The 20,421-nt window shown below is 37.2% G+C and carries 20 protein-coding genes; 15 read left to right on the plus strand and 5 right to left on the minus strand.

Features of this window, described 5'->3' with window-relative positions; translation table 11 throughout:
- The first annotated feature begins 350 nt into the window (after positions 1 to 350).
- The 7 genes from ACE38V_RS22320 (at position 351) to ACE38V_RS22350 (ending at position 8,065) form a co-directional block, all read left to right on the plus strand.
- Complete coding sequence (locus tag ACE38V_RS22320) at positions 351 to 1,766, plus strand: ABC transporter substrate-binding protein (RefSeq protein ID WP_375844868.1); 1,416 nt, start codon at positions 351 to 353, stop codon at positions 1,764 to 1,766.
- A complete protein-coding gene (locus tag ACE38V_RS22325; RefSeq protein ID WP_375844870.1) occupies positions 1,763 to 4,282 on the plus strand; it encodes an EAL domain-containing protein in 2,520 nt (839 codons plus the stop codon). The genes ACE38V_RS22320 and ACE38V_RS22325 overlap by 4 nt, the downstream gene beginning before the upstream one ends.
- 366 nt (positions 4,283 to 4,648) lie before the next feature.
- Positions 4,649 to 5,788, plus strand: coding sequence for a DEAD/DEAH box helicase (locus ACE38V_RS22330; RefSeq protein ID WP_375844872.1), 1,140 nt, complete (start codon positions 4,649 to 4,651; stop codon positions 5,786 to 5,788).
- 80 nt (positions 5,789 to 5,868) lie between these two features.
- Positions 5,869 to 6,003 (plus strand): hypothetical protein, encoded by a 135-nt coding sequence (locus tag ACE38V_RS22335; RefSeq protein ID WP_375844873.1) that lies wholly within the window; start codon positions 5,869 to 5,871, stop codon positions 6,001 to 6,003.
- A gap of 172 nt (positions 6,004 to 6,175) precedes the next feature.
- Entirely contained in the window at positions 6,176 to 6,505 is a 330-nt protein-coding gene (locus ACE38V_RS22340; protein ID WP_375844875.1) for a PadR family transcriptional regulator, read from the plus strand.
- Entirely contained in the window at positions 6,492 to 7,109 is a 618-nt protein-coding gene (locus tag ACE38V_RS22345) for an HAAS signaling domain-containing protein (protein ID WP_375844876.1), read from the plus strand. The genes ACE38V_RS22340 and ACE38V_RS22345 overlap by 14 nt, the downstream gene beginning before the upstream one ends.
- 2 nt (positions 7,110 to 7,111) lie before the next feature.
- Positions 7,112 to 8,065 carry a DUF4097 family beta strand repeat-containing protein gene (locus tag ACE38V_RS22350; RefSeq protein ID WP_375844878.1) on the plus strand — a complete coding sequence of 318 codons (954 nt, stop codon included), beginning with the start codon at positions 7,112 to 7,114 and terminating at the stop codon, positions 8,063 to 8,065.
- Positions 8,066 to 8,407: 342 nt separating this feature from the next.
- Here ACE38V_RS22350 and ACE38V_RS22355 read toward each other — a convergent pair whose 3' ends face one another.
- Together ACE38V_RS22355 and ACE38V_RS22360 are read right to left on the minus strand one after the other, a co-directional pair.
- Positions 8,408 to 9,928 (minus strand): FAD-dependent oxidoreductase, encoded by a 1,521-nt coding sequence (locus tag ACE38V_RS22355; protein ID WP_375844880.1) that lies wholly within the window; start codon positions 9,926 to 9,928, stop codon positions 8,408 to 8,410.
- A gap of 368 nt (positions 9,929 to 10,296) precedes the next feature.
- The gene (locus tag ACE38V_RS22360) at positions 10,297 to 10,443 is read right to left on the minus strand and encodes a hypothetical protein (protein WP_375844881.1); all 147 of its coding nucleotides are present in this window, start codon (positions 10,441 to 10,443) and stop codon (positions 10,297 to 10,299) included.
- Between the two features lie 174 nt (positions 10,444 to 10,617).
- Between ACE38V_RS22360 and rraA the strand changes: the two genes are divergently transcribed.
- The 8 genes from rraA (at position 10,618) to ACE38V_RS22400 (ending at position 17,979) form a co-directional block, all read left to right on the plus strand.
- Positions 10,618 to 11,097 (plus strand): ribonuclease E activity regulator RraA, encoded by a 480-nt coding sequence (gene rraA / locus ACE38V_RS22365; RefSeq protein WP_375844883.1) that lies wholly within the window; start codon positions 10,618 to 10,620, stop codon positions 11,095 to 11,097.
- A gap of 218 nt (positions 11,098 to 11,315) precedes the next feature.
- Positions 11,316 to 11,894, plus strand: a complete 579-nt coding sequence (gene safA, locus ACE38V_RS22370) for a SafA/ExsA family spore coat assembly protein (protein ID WP_375844898.1) — start codon at positions 11,316 to 11,318, stop codon at positions 11,892 to 11,894.
- Between the two features lie 164 nt (positions 11,895 to 12,058).
- Positions 12,059 to 12,409, plus strand: a complete 351-nt coding sequence (locus ACE38V_RS22375) for a lmo0954 family membrane protein (protein ID WP_375844885.1) — start codon at positions 12,059 to 12,061, stop codon at positions 12,407 to 12,409.
- Positions 12,410 to 12,486: 77 nt separating this feature from the next.
- Positions 12,487 to 13,134 carry a PspA/IM30 family protein gene (locus ACE38V_RS22380; RefSeq protein WP_375844887.1) on the plus strand — a complete coding sequence of 216 codons (648 nt, stop codon included), beginning with the start codon at positions 12,487 to 12,489 and terminating at the stop codon, positions 13,132 to 13,134.
- Positions 13,135 to 13,310: 176 nt separating this feature from the next.
- The gene (liaF, locus tag ACE38V_RS22385) at positions 13,311 to 14,048 is read left to right on the plus strand and encodes a cell wall-active antibiotics response protein LiaF (protein ID WP_375844888.1); all 738 of its coding nucleotides are present in this window, start codon (positions 13,311 to 13,313) and stop codon (positions 14,046 to 14,048) included.
- The gene (locus ACE38V_RS22390; protein WP_375844889.1) at positions 14,045 to 15,088 is read left to right on the plus strand and encodes a sensor histidine kinase; all 1,044 of its coding nucleotides are present in this window, start codon (positions 14,045 to 14,047) and stop codon (positions 15,086 to 15,088) included. Before liaF ends, ACE38V_RS22390 begins: the two co-directional genes overlap by 4 nt.
- Positions 15,081 to 15,713: a response regulator transcription factor gene (locus tag ACE38V_RS22395; RefSeq protein ID WP_375844890.1), complete on the plus strand. Its 633-nt coding sequence runs from the start codon at positions 15,081 to 15,083 to the stop codon at positions 15,711 to 15,713. Before ACE38V_RS22390 ends, ACE38V_RS22395 begins: the two co-directional genes overlap by 8 nt.
- Positions 15,714 to 16,644: 931 nt before the next feature.
- Positions 16,645 to 17,979, plus strand: coding sequence for a polysaccharide biosynthesis protein (locus ACE38V_RS22400; protein ID WP_375844892.1), 1,335 nt, complete (start codon positions 16,645 to 16,647; stop codon positions 17,977 to 17,979).
- Positions 17,980 to 18,010: 31 nt separating this feature from the next.
- Here ACE38V_RS22400 and ACE38V_RS22405 read toward each other — a convergent pair whose 3' ends face one another.
- The 3 genes from ACE38V_RS22405 to ACE38V_RS22415 all read right to left on the minus strand — a co-directional run.
- Complete coding sequence (locus ACE38V_RS22405; RefSeq protein WP_375844894.1) at positions 18,011 to 18,943, minus strand: NAD-dependent epimerase/dehydratase family protein; 933 nt, start codon at positions 18,941 to 18,943, stop codon at positions 18,011 to 18,013.
- 77 nt (positions 18,944 to 19,020) lie between these two features.
- Positions 19,021 to 19,593 carry a TetR/AcrR family transcriptional regulator gene (locus ACE38V_RS22410; RefSeq protein ID WP_375844896.1) on the minus strand — a complete coding sequence of 191 codons (573 nt, stop codon included), beginning with the start codon at positions 19,591 to 19,593 and terminating at the stop codon, positions 19,021 to 19,023.
- Positions 19,594 to 20,336: 743 nt separating this feature from the next.
- Positions 20,337 to 20,421, minus strand: an 85-nt coding sequence (locus tag ACE38V_RS22415) for an IS3 family transposase (protein ID WP_375844900.1), incomplete at its 5' end; no start/stop codon positions are given.

Below are 20,421 nucleotides of genomic sequence, written 5' to 3' on the forward strand. Positions count from 1 at the left end.
AGTCACGCAGAGCCTGATTGATTTTTCTAAGGGCTGAAGCCCAAAGAAAAATCTTATTTCACTTATCGCGCTCATAACGCCACATCCTGTGGCTTCGCCTGACTAGGACCTTAATCCCTCGTCGGACCTTTACGGACAGTTGATCTCCCACTTATCTTCTTCGTATTCTCAGAATCTTGAAGTGGGAGTCTTACTGTCCGTTAAGAGTGGGATAAATTTTGAATACTTTATATAGGCCAAAGGAACCTTGTCTAATTCATGACAATTTTCATAATATACAAAATTTAGTCTGTGCCTTTTGTATACTTATTCTAAGGATATCGAATGAATCGATAAGAGGGTGTACTATAATGAGAAAGCAATTCTTTATCATCTGTTTTCTAATCGTCATGTTAATCCTCTCAGGCTGTCAAAAAAACAATACAAGTGTGGATAAAAAGGCTGATCAAACAAGTTTGACAACGCTCAGAGTTATCGCAGATTCAGAACAGGCATTAACTTTATTTAAAATGGAAGAAAAAAATATGGAAAAGAAATTTGGGGTTAAATTTGAATACTATTTTCCTAATCGATTAAATGATAATTTAGAAGATTTTCTTTTTGCGAGTGGTGAAACATATGATATTTATATTTTATTTCCTGGCAAGATTCCACAATATGTAGAAAGGAACATGCTGCTCCCTCTAGACAGCTATATTCAAGGAGATTCTTCATTTGATAACATTATCCCGATTTATCGACAAATCTATATGAATTATGATAATCATGATTATGGGATTGTCTATGATGGGGATACCCATTTGTTGTTTTATCGTAAAGATATATTTGAAAAATATAGTAATGAATATGAGGAGAAATATGGGAAAAAGCTTGAACCTCCAAAAACATGGGAGGAATATGACCAAATAGCAAAATTTCTAACAAGGGATACGAATAATGATGGAAAAATCGATATCTACGGAACGGCTACTTTTACAAGTGACGCAAAGCGTTATGCATGGTTTTCAGAACGCTTTCTTTCCATGGGAGGACAATATTTTGACGATCAAATGCATCCAATGATTCAAGGTCGAAAGGGTGTTAAGGCATTACAGGAGTGGATTAATCTTCAAAATAGCGGAGCTACCCCCCCTGAGTCAATGTATGACTGGATTGATTTAAATAATGTTTTTCTCCATGGAGAAGTGGCTATGGTCGTTCAGTGGAGTGATACATTACGATTTTCTTTTGACGATGGTACTTGGAATTCAAAGGTTAAAAACTTAGTGGGCTGGTCACTTGTACCGGGAGAATTAAAGAATGCTCCAAGGGGTGGTGTCTGGATTGGCCGAGTCATGGGAATTTCCAGTCAAACTAAGAATCAAGAGAAAGCATGGCAGGTTGTTAAATATTTAAGTTCTGAAAAAGTGAGCAGCAAGGCGGTAACCTCTTTAAAAACGATAAATGATCCGTATAGAACAAGTCACTTTACGGCAAAAGGAAAAGGACCATTTCCAAGTCATACGATTAATAAAGAGTTCCTTCAATCCGTTCAAGAAAGTTTAAAAAATACAAATACAGATTTAATGATTCCAGGTGGTTGGGAGTATATGCAAGTACTTGATAAAAATATCGGTCTCGCAATGATTAAAAAGATTAGTACAGTAGCTGCATTAGAAAATACAGCGGCCGAATGGGAAAAAATCACAGACCGATATGGCAGAGCAAGTCAAATTAAATATTATAACCAATGGCGGAAAAAATTAGAGGAGGTTCGTTCTCCATGAAATGGCTAAATTCAATCGCTGCCCGCATATGGTTAACGATGAATATAATTGTTCTTATCGGGATAGTAGCGATCAGTTTAGTTCATCTAATTAAAGAAACCGACCATTTGGAAACGAATTTAAGGAATGAAGGAATCACTGCAGCGAATACTTTAAGCTCAGCGATCGGATTAAATATGCTAAAAGGGGATTATTCGCAAATTAGTCCTTTAGCCTATTCTTTATTGGACCAACCCAATATGAAATATGTCATTATTAAAGATATTGATGGAAGAGTGATTAATCAAAAGGGAGAAACATCCTTTGCCAATAAAAATCAAATCATTGTAGAGAAAGTACCTATTTTATATTTTCAAAAAAATGTAGGTGAGATTGAAATTGGACTTGATACGAGTGAATACCGGGAACAAATTAATTCCTTGGTATTATCAACGATTTTAACGGCATTCATTACGTCCTTGATTTCATTTATTATCTCCTTTTGGTTTAGCAAGCGACTCACGCTGCCCTTGAAAAGATTAGTAGCGGCTACTAGACAAATGACTAGAGGGAATCGAAATATCGTCGTGACTGAGGGCGGCACAAGAGAAATGAATGAACTTCTAGTTGCTTTCAATAAAATGTCTCAGACCGTCCAGAATTATGAAAATACCCTTGTTGAAAAGATTGAGATGGCCACAAATGATTTATCTGAAAAAGTCAAAGTACTAGAAGTAATGAGCAATATTTCTCAATCAGTCATTGAAAATGATTTAAATAAGGATGAAATTATCAAAATCATTCTTGACCAAATGCTTCATTATACAAAGGTTGATCGAATTACCTTATCTATTACAGATGAAATGGATGGGGAGAGCATTAATATTTATGAGTTGGATGAATCAGAATCCATTAAGAAATCAATCATTCATAGCTCAGAGTCACCTATTCATCAGGTTATGACAGACTCTAAGCCATTAATTATTAATAATCTAAATGCAAGCTCAGCATTTTCAAGAGAAAGGGAGTTACTTGCGGAAGGTTTTCTTTCCACTTTAATTGTGCCATTGCTAACGAAATATAAATTTATTGGCACGATTAATTTTTCTTGTAAACAAAAGGATTTCTTCAATGAGGAAATTGTGAAGCAGGTTTCCGTGTTCATCAATCATGTAGCTATGGCTATCGACCGGGCATCTCTTGATGAATCGCTCCATTGGTCAGCCTATCATGATTATTTAACAGGTCTCCCCAATAATCGCATGTATAAGGAGAAAATTGATGAAATTTTATTAGAAAGAAAGAAAAATCAACCCTTTGCGATTATGTTTATGGATATTGATCGGTTTAAAATGATCAATGATACCCTTGGTCATAAAATAGGAGACTTATTATTGATTGAGGTTAGTAAAAGGCTGCAAAATGAGTTGGATGAAGCATTTATGGTTTCAAGAATGAGTGGGGATGAATTCATGATGCTCATCCCTGAAATAGCTTCAGCAGAGGAAACCATTGGCTATGCAGAAGAAATTCTGGAAATATTTAAAAAGCCGTTTTGTGTTCAAGATTATGAGCTTCACATAACTATAAGTATTGGAATTGCGGTTTACCCTTATGATGGTGAGGATCCCGATACCTTAATTAAGCATGCGGATACGGCAATGTATCGAGTAAAAGAGCAGGGAAAAAATAATTTTGCTATTTATTCACCTTTGAAATCAGATCCTTCTTATGACCAACTGATTTTTGAAAACGATTTACGAAAAGCATTGAATAAAAATGAATTTACGTTATTCTATCAACCAAAAATTAATATATTTACTGGTGAAATATCCGGAATGGAGGCATTAATTCGCTGGATTCATCCAGAAAAAGGGATCATTCCACCTTTAAAATTCATTCCGGTGGCAGAGGAAACAGGATTAATCATCCCAATCGGAGAGTTTGTTCTCCGTCAAGCGGCCATGCAAATTATGAATTGGCAGAAGGAAGGACTTCCACCCATTTCGGTTGCAGTTAATTTATCAACAAGGCAGTTCCTTCAATCTAATTTAGTATCAACTGTGGAGAGTATTCTCAAAGAAACGGAGCTACCCCCACACTTACTTGAATTAGAAATTACCGAAAGCATGACCTTGGATATCGAAAGGGCCCTTGGCATATTAGAGGGATTGAAAAAATTGGGTGTTAGTATCAGCATCGATGACTTTGGAACAGGCTATAGCTCCCTTCATTATTTGCAGCAGCTTCCAATTGACCGATTGAAAATTGACCAATCCTTTGTCAGGGATATCACAACAAATGAAAATAATGCGGCCATTGTCTCGACCATCATTCACATGGCCAATAATTTAAAACTTCGTGTAACAGCAGAAGGGGTAGAAACGGAAAGTCAAACCTCTTATTTGCAAAATAATCTTTGTGAAGAAATACAAGGATATTATTTCAGTCACCCTTTACCAGCGGATGAGTTTTTGAAGAACTATCACATCATTAAGGAAAAAGCGAAGGACTGGAAGCTTGAAAATGCAGGGTAAGTGATCAAAAACATTGTGCTAAGGAAAGGAGAGCACAATGTTTTTTCTTTTTGTTAAAGAAATATTAATATGTTTATGAGAACGAAGCAACTTTTATTTCTTTTAGAATATAAAAAAGGAATGTATCGATTGAAGCATTTGATGAAGATTCATCTATTTGTTCTCGTTGTTATTGGGATATATTAAAAATTGGTATGCAGATTATCGATACTCCCAACATTATATGGAATCCATGAAAACAATGAGGACGATATTCTTCATCTCTAATTTTACTTCACCCTAAAAACGAATTCATATGGACTTATGAACTGAGATAAGCTAGTATCAAAAGCAATGAAGATTTTTTACATAATAAAGGAGAAAAACATGAGCGAAAATATGATATCGACATTAAAGCCGTTTATTCAAGCAGCTTGGGAAAAAGCAGGCTTTGTTCAACCGACTTCAATTCAATCAAAGGCGATTCCTTTTATTTTAGATGGAGTAGATGTTATTGCGGAATCTCCTACCGGAACGGGTAAAACTTTAGCTTATCTATTGCCGGTCTTAAATGGAATCGATCCCGTGAAGAAAACGATTCAAGCCGTTATCCTAGCGTCATCACAGGAGCTTGTTATGCAAATCCTGCATGAGGTCCAAACATGGGGAGAAAATAGTGGCATCCGTGCAGCAACATTTATTGGCGGGGCTAATGTGAAAAGACAGCTGGAAAAAATCAAAAAAAATCCGCATGTGATTATTGGAACTCCAGGACGAACCTTAGAGCTTATTAAACAAAGAAAATTAAAGATGCATGAAGTGAAAACCATCGTTTTAGATGAAGGCGATCAATTGTTAACACAGGAACATCGCGGCACGGTTTCTGATATTATTAAGTCCACCCTAAAGGAACGTCAAGTGCTTCTTTTTTCAGCTACATTACCACAGCAAACGGAAGTACTTGCCAGAGAATTATCGGTAAATCCAGAATTGATTAAGGTGGAAAAGGATGAAACGATTGATGCTGCCAATGTAGAGCACCTATATTTTGTTGCTGAGCAGCGGGATAAAATCGCCATTCTTGAAAAAATCGCGAGGCTGAAAGTTAAGGCATTAGTCTTCATGAAGGATATTGGAAATTTAACGGTAGCTTTTGAAAAGCTGGAGTATAAGGGAATAAAAGCAGCAATCCTTCATAGTGAACTGAATAAGGATAAACGAAAAAATAACTTAAAGGATTTTCGTAACGGAAAAACCAATTTATTGTTAGCAACCGATGTGGCTGCCAGAGGATTGGATATTAAGGGAATCACGCATGTGGTCCACCTTGATTTTCCAAAGGATGTAAAGCAATATGTCCACCGTTCTGGACGTACAGGAAGATTTGGAGCAGAAGGAACAGTGATTTCCATTGTCACAGATCGGGAAGAAAGGGAATTGAAGAAGTTTGGTCGGGAGCTTGATATTGCTGTGACAGAAAAACTCTTTTATAAAGGGGAAATTTGTAACAAAGAGGACAGAAAATAATTTCAGCAAGGGACCTTCGCATAAGGTTCCTGTATTTTACTCATACTATTTTTGACTTTTTCTAAAAGGAGATATGGTATATGGGTAGAACAAAACGTGGAAATGCCAATGCACAGCGTAATAAAAATAAAAAGGAAGGACCACGGACGAGCGAGGAGCTAGTGGAATTTACAAACACGGAGAAGGAAAGAAAAAATAACGTACCATTAGATTAGCCATTAACAGGATCTTGTTCTTTTGAGAAGAAGGTCCTGTTTTTTATATTGTTCAGTACCTTGCATTATTCACTACTGTAATTTATGATAGGAAATGAAGAATAAGAAGCAGATTTCAAAAGCTATTGAATATTAATCAGTAGTGACAATATGGAATAGGGGGGCACAAAAATTGAATGTTCAATTTAAAAAAGGTGTGCTTGAATTGTGTGTCTTACTTCTTATTTCAAAGAAGGATCAATATGGATATGAATTAGCTCAAAATATATCAAGTAGAATTGAGGTAGCAGAAGGGACCCTTTATCCACTTTTACGACGGTTGACGAAAGAAGGCTATTTAAGCACATATTTATTAGAATCTACTGAAGGTCCTCCAAGAAAATATTATTCATTAACCGCGATAGGGCTTAATTATATGCATCTTTTGGTCAGAGAATGGCAGCAATTTTCAAGGGCAGTCGATGAGTTTATCGAGGAGGGAACGAGATATGGGGAAAATTGAATTTTTGGCGAAATTAGAGTCCTTACTCAGTCGGGTACCGGAAAAGGACAGAAAAGAAATGATGTACGATTATGAGGAGCATTTTGAAATCGGCTTGGCCAATGGTAAGGACGAGGAGGAGCTTATTGCTGAACTTGGTGACCCTTATGTGATTGCTCGTGATTTGCTTGCTGATTATCGGATTGACAGGGATGAACGTGTTGAACATAGGCAGGTTGATAAAGAGCGAATAGAACCAAATCGGGTTGATCAGATAAAAACAAGTAAATCTGAATCGAATGTACTGCGCGCCATTTTTATTATGATCGGGTTGTTTTTTATTAATGTCATCTTTATTCTAGGGCCGGTTATTGGCATCATTGGGGCGTATATTGGTCTTTGTGCGACCGCGATTCTCTTAACATTATCACCTATTATCATCATTTTTGCATATGTAATGGGCTATACTTATGAAAGTTTTACTGCATGCTTCTTTGTTTCTATTACAGCCTTTAGTTTAGGTGCATTGTTTAGTATTACGATGTTCTATGTTGGAAAGTTCATCTATTATCTAGTGGTTCGCTATATTAAATTTAATATCAGATTGATTAAAGGAGGGAAGTGATGATGAAAAAAATGATTGTAGGCTTATTCTTATTATTGGTGGTTGGGATCATTGGCTCAGTCGTGTCGATTAAAGCAGATGGTGGCTTTTCATTTAGAACCTTTAAAGTTGCTGATAAAGAAGTCGTGAATGGAGATAAAATTGATTCAATCGATATAGATTTATCATCTAGTAATGTTCAAGTAGTACCTACCAAGGAAAAAAATATTACAGTGGAGCTATCAGGAAAGGTAAGTAAAAAATTAAAAAACAAATATAAACTCGATGTTCAGGAACAAGGTCGTACATTGAAGATATCCATCAAAGGAGAGGATGTGATTATCTTCAATATAGGGACGTCAATTATGAATATGAATGTAGATGTGTTGTTACCAGAAAAAGTGTATCGCTCCCTTAAAGTGAAAACCTCATCCGGATCAAATGGTATCGAGAATCTTCAAGCAGAGAATATTATTCTGAAGTCCAGTTCTGGAGATATTGAAGCCAGAGGATCAGTTTCAAAGTATCAATTTAGTTTTAAGTCTTCAAGCGGAGAAGTAAGTTCAGAGAATAATCAAGCGAATGAGTTTGTTTTACAGGCAAGCAGTGGTTCTATAAACGCCATAAATCAACAAGGAAAACAATCAACATTTCATACTTCCTCTGGTGAAATCAATGTGTCCAATGGAATCGGTGATCTTCAGGCTGACACCTCCTCAGGAGATATTGACATCAATAATGATGAGGTTACAGGGGATTTAAATGCATCTACTTCAAGTGGAGAAGTCTCCGTTTCCTATAATGAAAATCCAAATTCATTAGCAGTTGATTTTAAAGGCAGCTCCGGAGAAGGGAATATTGGCATAAAGGGACTTAATTATGAAGAAAAGTCAGAACACCGAATCATCGGACAATTAGGTTCTGGAGAATATAAAATTCAAGTTAGAACAAGTTCTGGAGATTTTAATTTGAATTAATTGGCTAAGGCTTGCTATTGAACTTTTTTTTGAAAATGTCCTTCTTCTCCAAGATGAAGGACATTTTGTCTTTCTATTACTCACTTTTCATTTTCATACTTCTAACCACTTTGAACTCGCCATCATCCAATTTATCGCAGGTTAACGGGCAGTTAGACCCCCACTTCAAGACTTAGAGAAATCGAAGAAGATAAGTGGGGGATCAACTGCACGTAAAAGCCCGATTGGTTCAACTAACTATCAGTGGGGGATGAATGGCAGACTAAAAGCGCGACGTCCTGTCGCAACGTCTGCACTAGCACGTCCTGTGCGTCGAAAACCCCCACTGATAGAAGTTTCACTTTATTGCAATTTATTCAATGGCTTTTTCGCTGGTCCTTCAATCACTTCCCCATCAATTGAGAATCTGGAGCCGTGGCATGGGCAATCCCAGGTATGGTCACCATGATTCCACTCCACTTCACATCCTAAGTGTGTACAGGTGGTATCAACGAGGTGGAGTTGTCCATCTTCATCCTTATAAGCACCAGCCCTTTTTCCGTTTACCATGACAACGGAGCCTTCTTCATTAGCCAAGTCACTTGGGTCTTTTGGGACGAATTCTAATTTTCCTTTGAGAAGATGCCCTGCGACGTCGAGATTAGTGCTAATGAATTTTCGCAGGCTTGGGTCTGTATTGAATCTAGATGGTGAAAATAAGTCAAAATAAGGATTTTCTCTTTCCAAGATGAGGTCTTTAAGTAAACGTGCGGCTGTCATGCTATTGGTCATGCCCCATTTGCGAAACCCGGTTGCAGTTAATATATTTGGATGGTTTTCTGTAATCGGTCCGATCAAGGGGAGTTTATCAAGGGTTGTTAAATCCTGTGTTGACCAGCGATAATTATAGCTTTCTATTCCCAATACTTCACTGGCGAATTTTTCGAGCTCGACATAGTGCTTTAAGGTATCTGGTCCTTGCCCGGTCTGGTGATTTTCACCGCTCACTAAGACGAGTTTTTCTCCATTATAGGGAGTATATCTTAAGGAACGGGTGGGCTCATCTGCACTTATATACATTCCTCCTGGAAAAGCAGTCTTCGTGGTAACGGCGATAACATAGGCTCTTTCTGGATACATTCTGGCAAAATAAAGTCCCTTCTTATCATAAAATGGAAAATGGGAGGTCATGATGATATATTTTGAATTGATTTTATAGCCAGAGCGAGTAATTAATTTTGGATTTGTTCCTTCTTCAATATCGATTGCTGTTGTGTTTTCGAATATGACTCCCCCTTTTTTTATAAATTCTTCCACTAGCTTCTTTAAATATTTTAGTGGATGAAACTGTCCTTGATTTTTCATGATCAGGGCATTTTTTATTTTGATATCAAAAGGGATAGAGTTAGTGATGTTGCCATCGATTCCTAGCCTCTTATAGGCCTCGGCTTCCTTTTCAATCTTTTCTGCATATTTGTCTGAGATTGAATAAATATAAGCATCCTCTTGACTGTAATCGCAGTCAATTTGCTTTTCCTGAATGATGCGAACGATTGAGTCGATTGCTGTTGAGGCTGATTCATAATAGAGCTTCGTTTTTTCTTCACCAAAATGATTGATAAATTCATCATAAATAAGATTATGCTGTGCGGTAACTTTAGCTGTGGTGTGTCCCGTCGTTCCGTTTAGAATTTTTCCGGCATCAACAATCGCAACCTTCATTCCTTCATTTGCTAATAAATATCCGGTTGTAATTCCTGCAATTCCGCCACCAACAATCGTAATATCAAATGATTGATCTTCCATTAAAGCTTGAAATCCTTGCAGTTCTAATTCTCTCCAATAAGGTTCGGGAAATTGCGGCATTTGAACATTCATACTCATACGAAATCCTCCTACAATCTATCTTTGTAGGTAATTTTTCCTTTACGGGGAAATTCCATGTATGTTTTTTTGAAAACTTCGTCGCAATTGGAGTTAGAGAGATTTTCGGACGGTTTAAATGATTTTCATTTAAAGTGGGTCTGAATGAATGGCGAATTCGAACAGTAAAACCTCATTCCAATGAAAACATGTCCTAATGAAGAGCTGATTCGGATAGACAGGATGAATTCCAAAGCAACTAAGTCCGAATCAGCAACACCACCACGGAAATAGAATAAAATGAAAACTGTTCGAATCGGCAACAATCTTTGAGAAAACAGCGTTTTAAAAAAAGACAACTCAAGATTCTTGAGCTGTCTTTGACTAAGTTAGTGTTTCACCTTACTATCGGGTAACCGATCCACTCTCTTGGAGTCTTCGGTGTCCAAGGAAGAGCTTAAAAAATGAAAAAATGTTCCGCCAACCACTCCTAAACAAATGACAAAACCAATCACCATTATCCACATTCCTGCCATTTGCATTCCCTCCTTGTTAACTTATATGTCAAAGGACTAAGGGGCAGAAGTGAACAAATAAGAGGAAAGAAAAAATCTATTCGTCAAACCCAATAGAATTTGTCGAAAAATAAAGGAAATTCAGTTTCTTTTCGAGAATTAAGAAAAAGGATCTTTTATTGGAGGGAAAATAAAGTGAGTTTTAAAACAGCAGATTTATGTGATGATTTTTCAGAAAGCTTAAAAATTTGTGAGCTTGAGTGGAAATCATACGGGAAAAAGAAAAAATTTAATGGACCAATTTGTACAGTAAAGGTGTTTGAGGATAATGTCTTGGTCAAAAGAGCCTTACAAACCATCCCAGAGGGAAGTGTCCTTGTTGTAGATGGAGGCGGTTCAAAAAGATGTGCACTGATGGGTGATATGCTAGGTGATATCGCACAAAAAAGAGGAGTCGCTGGAGTCATTATATATGGCTGCGTTCGTGACGTTGCTGAACTAGCCGAAACCGATACCGGAATATTGGCTATCGGAAGCACTCCATTAAAAAGTGTAAAAAAAGGACAAGGAGAAAATGAAGTAATCCTTCGATTTGGTGGGGTGGAATGGAAGCCTGGTGAATATGTTTACGCTGATGAAGATGGAGTCATTCTCTCAGAGAAGCCATTATTTTAATTGGGAAAGCAAAAGGCCTGCAGATTATAGGATGCAGGCTTTTTGTTGTGCGTTCCGAACCCAAATAGATAGGAGTTCTTGAAAATTCGCTCTACTACAAAGAACCCTCCCCTTAAAATGGAAACACTCCCCTTGATTATTTTAAAAAGGAAAATCGAAATCTAATTTTGAAGGGGGTGTTAGAGTTGAAAAGAATCCTGTTAATCTTGACATTGCTCATGGCAATCAGCACGCTTCCAACAGTTTCATCCGCTCAAACAGTCTACACGGTTCAGCGAGGGGACTCTTTATGGAAGATTGCCGTGCGTTATCAAGTTGGAATCTCAGAGCTTATCGCAGCAAATAAACAATTTTCTAACCCGAATCTGATCTATCCGGGACAAAAGGTTAATATCCCAAATCTAGATGCAACAAAAAGCATTGAACAGCAGGTTATAAATTTAACGAATCAAGAGCGGGCAAAAGCTGGATTAAAGCCATTGGTAGCATATTGGGAATTATCGAGGGTAGCACGCTATAAATCGATGGATATGAGGGACAAAAATTATTTCTCTCATGATAGTCCAACCTATGGAAGTCCTTTCAATATGATGAAAAGCTTTGGAATTACTTATCGCAGTGCGGGCGAAAATATCGCCGCTGGACAGCCGACTCCACAACAGGTAGTACAGGCATGGATGAATAGTCCTGGACACCGCCAAAACATATTAAACTCATCTTATACACATATTGGTGTTGGTTATGCAAAGGGCGGATCTCGCGTTCATTATTGGACACAGCAATTCATTTCAAAATAAGAATTACGTAAAGTCTTGTCAAAACTGGCAAGGCTTTTTTCATATTACAAAGGCTAGTCCTATTTTGACTAAGCCTCAAGTCTGAGATGAAATTAAAGCTCATGCCCGTTATGAGAAGAACGAAATCTAGGTAAGATTAAGACATAGAAAGGAGGCAACAAAAAATGAAAAAATTTGGGTTGCTATTAGTTGGAGGCATTGCAGCATTAGTTTTAATTTCGCATTTAGGTCCGATGATCGGCTTGGTTATTAGTTTGGGGTTAGCATATTTTGCACTAAGGGGATTTTTAAGAGCACGAACAACTGGTGCAAAAGTTGCTTGGGGAATCTTCGGATTTATTGCCCTGATGGCATCAGCTTCAAATGTACCAGCCATTCTAGGGGTTGCCGCTGCATATGTTCTTTATCTTGTATATAAAAAGTGGAATTCAAGAAAAACCATAATGACCAAAGAATCAAATGATCCATTTGATAACTTTGAAAGACAATGGTCTGAAATAAACAAACATTATTAATTAAAAATGATGGAATTGTTCAATGAGGTTTACAAGGAATAAAAAAATATATAGAAATGAAAAAGGAGAGATTTATAATGGCAAACATTTTTACACGAATCAAAAATACGGTTTTAGCAGATATCAACGAAGCTTTAGAGCAAAAGGAAAATAAAAACCCAATTGCTTTACTTAATCAATATTTACGTGAATCCGAACAGGAAACTGAAAGAGTTCGAAAATTATTGGAACGTCAATATATGCTAAAGGATGAATTTACTCGTGAGTATCAACGAGCACTGGAATTGGCGCAAAAGCGTAAACATCAAGCAGAGGTTGCTTCACAGGCTGGTGAAACGGAACTATTTCAATTTGCAGCAGCAGAAACAGCTCAGTATGAAGAACGCGCTGCTCGTTTAAAAGATTCCCTTCAACAGGCACAACAACAACTTGCAGATTTGGAACATAAATACGAGGAAATGAAGCATAAATTAAAGGACATGCAAATTCGCCGTATGGAATTAATGGGCAGAGAAAATGTAACAAGAGCAAACTATCGCATGAACCAAGTGATTGATAACCAATCCTATTCCGATGCACCCTATTCTCGCTTTCAAGAAATCGAATCTTATTTAGACCGTTTAGAGCATAATGTAAATAGCTCTTACTACCGCAATACCATTGACGCACGAATTGTACAGCTAGAAAAAGAAATGAAAAAAAATGAATCACATTCAAATTCTTAAGAAAAACATGGTATTCTAGAGAGGGCGTAGAAATCTACGCCTTTCTGGATTTTTATAAGATAGTGATTTTAACCAAAAGATTTTAGTAGAAATCCTGATGGTTATCATAGAGGAAAATATTTGATTTAGTTAATAGATTGACATGCTCGCATGCCGCAAGAAGGGGGGAAGTTTCTTTGTTTAAAAATAAGAAAAGTGACTTTATTAGCTGGAGCATCCTTATAGGAGCAACGATTTTACTTCTAGAATTATCTTTTTTTAATCATGGCCTCATTTTCTCTCTTCTCGTTGGAGCAGGACTGATCTATATTGGAAGAAGGCGAAAGCCGAGAACTTCAGGAAAAATCCTTTTTTGGGTAGGAATTTTTCTCATTGTTGTTAATATTTTTAGCATGATGACCTTTCGTTTATTTTTAGTTGCGGTATTGATCTATTTCATTATTCAATTTGCGCAATCAAAAAGAAAGCCTGAATGGATTCGCCCCATCATTAAAGATCCCTCAGACCCCATCCTTTCAGGGGGTCCAATTATTAAAAAAGAAACTTTATTGGAAAATAAACTTTTTGGAACACAAAAAACACCTGAGCATGTTTATGAATGGGACGATATCAATATTCAGTCAGGAATTGGCGATACGGTTATTGACTTAAGCTATACAGTCATGCCAAAGGGTGACACCGTTATTTTTCTAAAAAATTTTATTGGGAATATCCAAATCCTCGTTCCATATGATTTAGAAGTGAGTGTTAATCATTCTGTTTTGGTTGGTTCAACAGCGATTTTTGATTATCATGAATCAAGACTTTTCAATCAAAGACTTCACTATCAAACTGCCGATTTTGAAAAGGCAGAACAAAGGATTAAAATTTTCACCTCATTAATTATCGGAGATATTGAGGTGAAACGAGTATGAGTACCATTCAAAGACAAATTTTAATAGGAATTATGATTGCCTTTATGGCATTTCTCTTGATTTCAGTGACTTTTTTATATACGTTTCCGACAATACGTCTAGAAGAGCTTTGGAATAAGAGGCTTATGGATATTCCGTTCATCCTTATCGTGCCAACAGTAAGTGTGTTAATTGGAATGATTTCCGGGCTTTTTTCTGGTCTCAATCTTCGAAAACAATGGCAAACGGTCGATAATTATCTTCATGAGGTTGAAGAAGGCCGTAGCTTTGAAATAAAAGAATCAAATCCCTCAGCAGAAATAAACTCTATTATGCAAAGGGTGGGAAAAATTCAAAGGCAAATAGCGGAACAGGTAAAGCTATCGCAAAAGCTGGCGAATGAAAAAGCAGAGGATCAGGAAAATAGAATTCAAGAAATTATTTCACAAGAACGAAATCGACTGGCGAGGGAGCTGCATGATTCCGTTAGCCAACAGTTATTTGCTGCTTCGATGATGATGTCAGCAATCAATGAAACAAAGCCAGAAACCGATGAACTTGAAGCGAAACAATTAAAAATGGTGGAATCCATGATCCACCAATCTCAACTCGAGATGAGGGCGTTGTTGCTTCATTTACGCCCGGTTGCTCTTAAAGGAAAATCCCTCAAAGAGGGGATGGAGGAGCTCTTATTCGAACTGTCGCAAAAAGTAACGATGAAAATCCATTGGAAGGTAGAAGAATTTCCTCTTGATAAAGGGATTGAGGATCACCTATTCCGAATTCTGCAGGAATCTGTTTCCAACACTCTGCGCCATTCGAAGGCATCTAAACTTGAGGCTCTCCTAATATTGCGAGATGAGCTCATTATTATGAGGATTGTTGATGATGGAATCGGTTTTGATGTTGACGAAAATAAAGCAGGTTCCTATGGATTACAAAATATGTATGATAGAGCAGTTGAAATTGGTGGTACGTTAAAAATTGTGAGTGTCAAAAATAAGGGAACTCGTCTTGAAGTAAAGGTTCCAGTGATGAAAAAGGGTGAGGTCAATGATTAGAGTATTATTTGTGGATGATCATGAAATGGTGCGAATTGGAGTTTCCTCTTATCTATCTGCTCAGCCAGATATTGAGGTAGTGGGTGAAGCAGATAATGGTCGTACGGCTATTGATTTAGCACTCGAGCTGCGTCCAGATATTATTTTAATGGACCTTGTCATGAAGGAAATGGATGGAATTGAATCAACAAGAAATATTATCGAGCGCTGGCCTGAGGCAAAAATTATTATTGTGACGAGCTTCTTAGATGATGAAAAGGTCTATCCAGCCCTTGAAGCAGGAGCAACCAGTTACATGCTAAAAACATCCAAGGCCAGTGAAATAGCCGAGGCAGTTCGGGCTACATACCATGGCCAAACGGTTCTAGAACCGGAAGTAACAGGGAAAATGATGATGAAGATGCGGCAAAAAAACACCCATCTCCCACACGAGGAGCTCACCTCTCGCGAAATGGAAATCCTGTTGTTAATGGCAGAGGGGAAAAGCAATCAGGAAATCGCTGATGAGCTTTTTATTGCCTTAAAGACGGTTAAAACGCATGTCAGCAATATTTTAAGCAAGCTCCAGGTTCAGGACCGGACCCAAGCCGTTATTTATGCGTTTAAGCATTCACTTGTGAAATAATATTGATTGGGTAACAATTGAGAAGAAGATGAAAAAAGCTTGAAGTCTTTATAATGGCCTCAAGCTTTTTGACTATCTGATGATGTAACATATATGGAAAGAGAATCCATTTTTAATGAATAGAAGCTTAAGTTTGTTAAAATGTCTTTGAATGAACGTTCATGGAGTAGTGCACTACTTTTATCATTTAAAATTGATACGTGGATGAAGCCTTGAGGATTAGTTTACGCTCAAAAATTAGAGGATAATCGCGAAAATTACAGAATGCTCGCGAAATCAATGATCCATTTGGGAAGTAGAGATAAAAAATGAGAGAGCTTCAAACATATTTGTGAAAATCGAAATTTATTCGCGACTTTTAAAATTTATTCGCGAAAATCCAAGGTTTATTCGCGACTTTCAAAATTTTTTCGCGAAAACAGGCAATCTATTCGCGAATGCCATTTTTATTCGCGATTTCGAAAAAATACTCGCGATATTCAGTAAATACTCGCGAAAAAAAACAGTTGTTCGCGAAAAGGTGAATTTACTCGCGAAAAATAAGAAATGCTCGCGCAAATCTAGAAATATTCGCGAAAAATAAGAATTGACCGCGACTATTAAAATTTATTCGCAAAAAAAACAATGTAATATCCGCGATATTCCAACTTATTCGCAAAACCAGTTCGATATTGGTAAATAGGGGGAAATACTCGCGAAGTTACAGCACCAACTTATGTTTTGCCACCAAATAAATACGAGCAAACCTTTTCCCAAAAAATCGACTGACTTAATACAAGATAAGGGAAAAATCACCTCTTGCCTCATTTAAATATAAAATCCAAATATCCTTTAAAATAGGCGTTTTTTCACAAACATCAAGAAATAAAAATAATCTCAGGACTTGTCTCATATGTTAAATATATGAGATTGATAAGTTAGGAGAGACAGCATGAATACTTTTTTTAAGGGTACAGTTGTATTAATCATTGCGACTTTTTTTGGGGAATGTATTGAATTTTTGACGAGTATGGTGCTGGCTGATGAACTTGGAAAGAGTGGACTAGGCTTATATATGTCCATCCTGCCAACTATTTTTTTAATTGTTTTATTGGCAAGCTTTGAGCTTCCTATCTCCATTTCTAAATTTATTGCAGAGAAAGAGGAACGGTTTCATAAAAGCATGCTGCAGCATGCTTTAAGACTTACGATCATTTTTACAAGTGTGATGATGACAATAGGAATGGTGCTGATTCCATTTATACCTGCCTTTCATCAGTATCATCCGCTATTGCGCTGGCTTGTGTTCATTTTGATTCCTTTGATCTCGTTCTCCTCCATTGCCCGCGGGCTTTTTATGGGGAAAAATCAAATGGGGAGGGTGGCAATCGCACAGTTTTTGCGGAAAATTGGACAGCTCATTTTATTAGTGTTTTTTTATCAACTATTTGATTTTGATATGGAGACCTCATTATTGATTGCTTTTTGTACGTTAGTGGGGAGTGAAGCGCTTGTCTTTATTTACTTGTTCCATATGTTCTTAGTTCAATATAATCAAATGAAAAGACAGCATTTTACTGTCATTAGTGGGAGAACGGTTAGAAAAAGCTTGATGGCGGTTTCGATTCCAACGACGGCTATCAGAATGTTTCATTCCTTAACGCATGCTGTTCAGCCCTTTCTTATAAAGGCAGCCTTGCTTAAAGCAGGAGTTTCGGAAGGTCTAATCATGGAGCAGTTCGGAGTCATGGCGGGAATTGCGATGACAATTGGATTTTTTCCAGCCTTTATTGCCCAATCGCTTCTTATTGTTTTGATTCCAACGGTCTCGAAGGCGTATGCAGATCGAGACTATTCAATACTGCAAAAGCTGCTTCAGCAGGTGATGCAGATTACGTTTTCTTATGGTGTTCCAGTTTCCATTGCCATCTACTTCTTTGGTGATTCTATTTCGCAATTCTTTTTCCATTCAACGGCAGCGGCTGAATATTTGCAGCTTTTGTGGCCATATTTCTTGCTTCATTTTTTCATTATTCCGTTGCAGGCCTATTTAATCGGATTAGGATTAATGAAGGATGCGTTTTTGCATAATATTTGGTCCTCTATCATTACGTTTAGCGTCATGTATATTCTTGGTTCTCTTCCTGATTTCCAGATGCATGGAATCATTATTGGATTAAATGCAGGATCTGTGCTTTTAACTTTGATGCATTATTTAACGATTTGTAAAAAGATTGGTGTAACCTTTTGGTTAAAGGTTCCGGAAAGAAAGTTTATCGACCATTAGAGGGCAGCATAGAAATGCCCTCTAATGAGACTTAATTTTTCCTCATTTCGTTTAAGGTTTCCTTTATTCCCAATTCATAGGGTGTTTTAGAGATTTGTCCAATGCGGGTTTCAAATTTGATGCCATCGAGAATAACAGGTGTTTCGTTTAAGTACATCATCTCTACATATTCTCTCATGAATGGTTGAAAGAGACCGATTGCTTGGATCATCCATTTGTGAATTCTGCTTAGCCTGATATCACATCCAAAATATTCAGATAGAATTTGCTGTATTTCTCTCCCCGTTATGGTTCCAGCTCCTGGTATATTCCACGTTTCTCCATAGGCCCCTTCATGCATGGCTAAATCAACCAATGCCTCAGCGCCATCTTTTACATAAATAAATTCTCTGGGAATCGTCAAATCGCCAATAAATCCACCTGATTTTTTCTTTAATACCTGCTCAAATGTATACTGAAGCAAGGTGTTTCCTGCTTTCGGACCATAAAAGTCAGGGAAATGAGCAATTAGATAAGATACCCCAGACGCTTCAATTTCCTTTAGTAATTGCAGACGCAGCTTTCCTTTTTTTGTATGAGGCTGCTTGATGGCTAATTCAGTTGTTTTTTGAAGTTGTCGCCCATAAGAATAGATGTTATCAACGTAGATGAAGGGTTTGTTCTGTTTGCGGCATTCATGGAGGATGTTTAAGAGTAAAGGTTTTAATTGATCTTGCCAATCCTGGTAAGGTACATTTATCGCATGGAATATATAGTCGGCATTTGCTATCGCTTTTTCTATATCTGTTTTTTTCAAGGCATCTCCAGCAAATAACTCAACAGAAGGATTCCAATCTTTTTTATATTCCTCTAATTTGTTGAGCGATCGGCTAAATGCAATGGTCGGGATATTTCTTCGTGTTAAGGCGTTAACTAAAGCATTACCCATACTTCCAGTTGCTCCTAAAACAAGTGCTTTTTTCATGAATTATTCACTCCTGTATATTTTATTGACCATTGTTCAAATGATTTGGTAAAAAAAGAAATGGCTTAGCACTTCTTTTATTTTAATGCTTTTAGTAAAAATTGGACATGAGAGTATGCCAAATCTTTCACTTCCTCAAAGGTGGATTCACTGCGAATATAATGGGTAACAAACCCATGCAAACCAATAAAAAGGGACCAAATATCTTTGGCTGTCAAAGGTTTCTGGGACAGACTGGCAATGGCGTCGGCATAATGCATATAGCTTAAATTGGGTCCTTCTTGGATGAAGCTTTTGACCGCGTCATCTCGTAATAAAAACATTACTTCATAATGATTGGGATGTAAAAGGCCAAATTGAATAAAGCGGTAAAGGATCGAAAATAATTTATCTTCATTTGTTGCGTGCGCATCCAATAATACTTCATTCAGCTCTTGATCTAGTTTCTCAAAGTCAGCCTTAATCATCTCATAGAATAAGTCAGCTTTATTTTTAAAGTGATAGTACAGGGCTCCATGGCTACATTTCAGTTTGGCTGCGATCTTTCTCATAGAAATGGAGCTGTATCCATTCGTCGCAAATAAATCACGGGCTACGTCGAGAATGGCTTCCTTCGATAATTCATCTTGAACTGATTTTCTTGGAGACACTGGGAGGACCACCTTTAACATTAATTGAACATTGGTCAATTAAATAATAAAACATCATTTTCAAAATAGCAAGAAAATTTTATCCCACTCTTAACGGACATTTTGACTCCCACTTCAAGATTCTGAGAATACGAAGAAGATAAGCGGGAGATCAACTGTCCGTAAAGGTCCGACGACGGACAGGAGGTCCTAGTCAGGCGAAGCCACAGGATGTGGCGTTATGAGCGTGATTAGTGAAATAAGATTTTTCTTTGGGCTTCAGCCCTTAGAAAAATCAATCAGGCTTTGCGTGACTAACCATCAGTGGGGGATGAATGAAAACCCCCACTGATGGAAGTTTCACTTTATTCGGTTATCCTTTCATTCTAGGATTCTACATGCATGACCTTTTTAAGTTTTTTAATGAACGGGTGACTCTTAGCTTCAGAAGAAGATGTTGAACGATTAAGATATCGATTTAAGAAATAATTAATAGTTTCCTCAATAAGTGCGAGAAGAAGAAACGGTAAAATGATGATGAATATCCATCCCCACATAAATATCCCATCCTTTTAATAGGTTCTTCATTAGCCTATTCATGGAGTAAGTTTTACATAACCATTATTCAGTAACATTGATAGTTGGAGCGGCTTCCTAATTAAAAGGATAACTCTATTTTTGGGAATGTACAACAAAAAAATGGAAAAGAAAGGGACTGGAAAAAGTAAAGTGTACCCTTTGTAAAGGACATTTAAAAAAAAGGCCTAGGCTATCTGTAAAAGATGATTCCTGTACTGTACAGGAGTCATCTTTTTTAGGTTCCATTGGTATCTAGTATGGTTATAGTGT

Source organism: Cytobacillus sp. Hz8 (assembly GCF_042263505.1).
GTDB lineage: Bacteria > Bacillota > Bacilli > Bacillales > Cytobacillaceae > Bacillus_BE.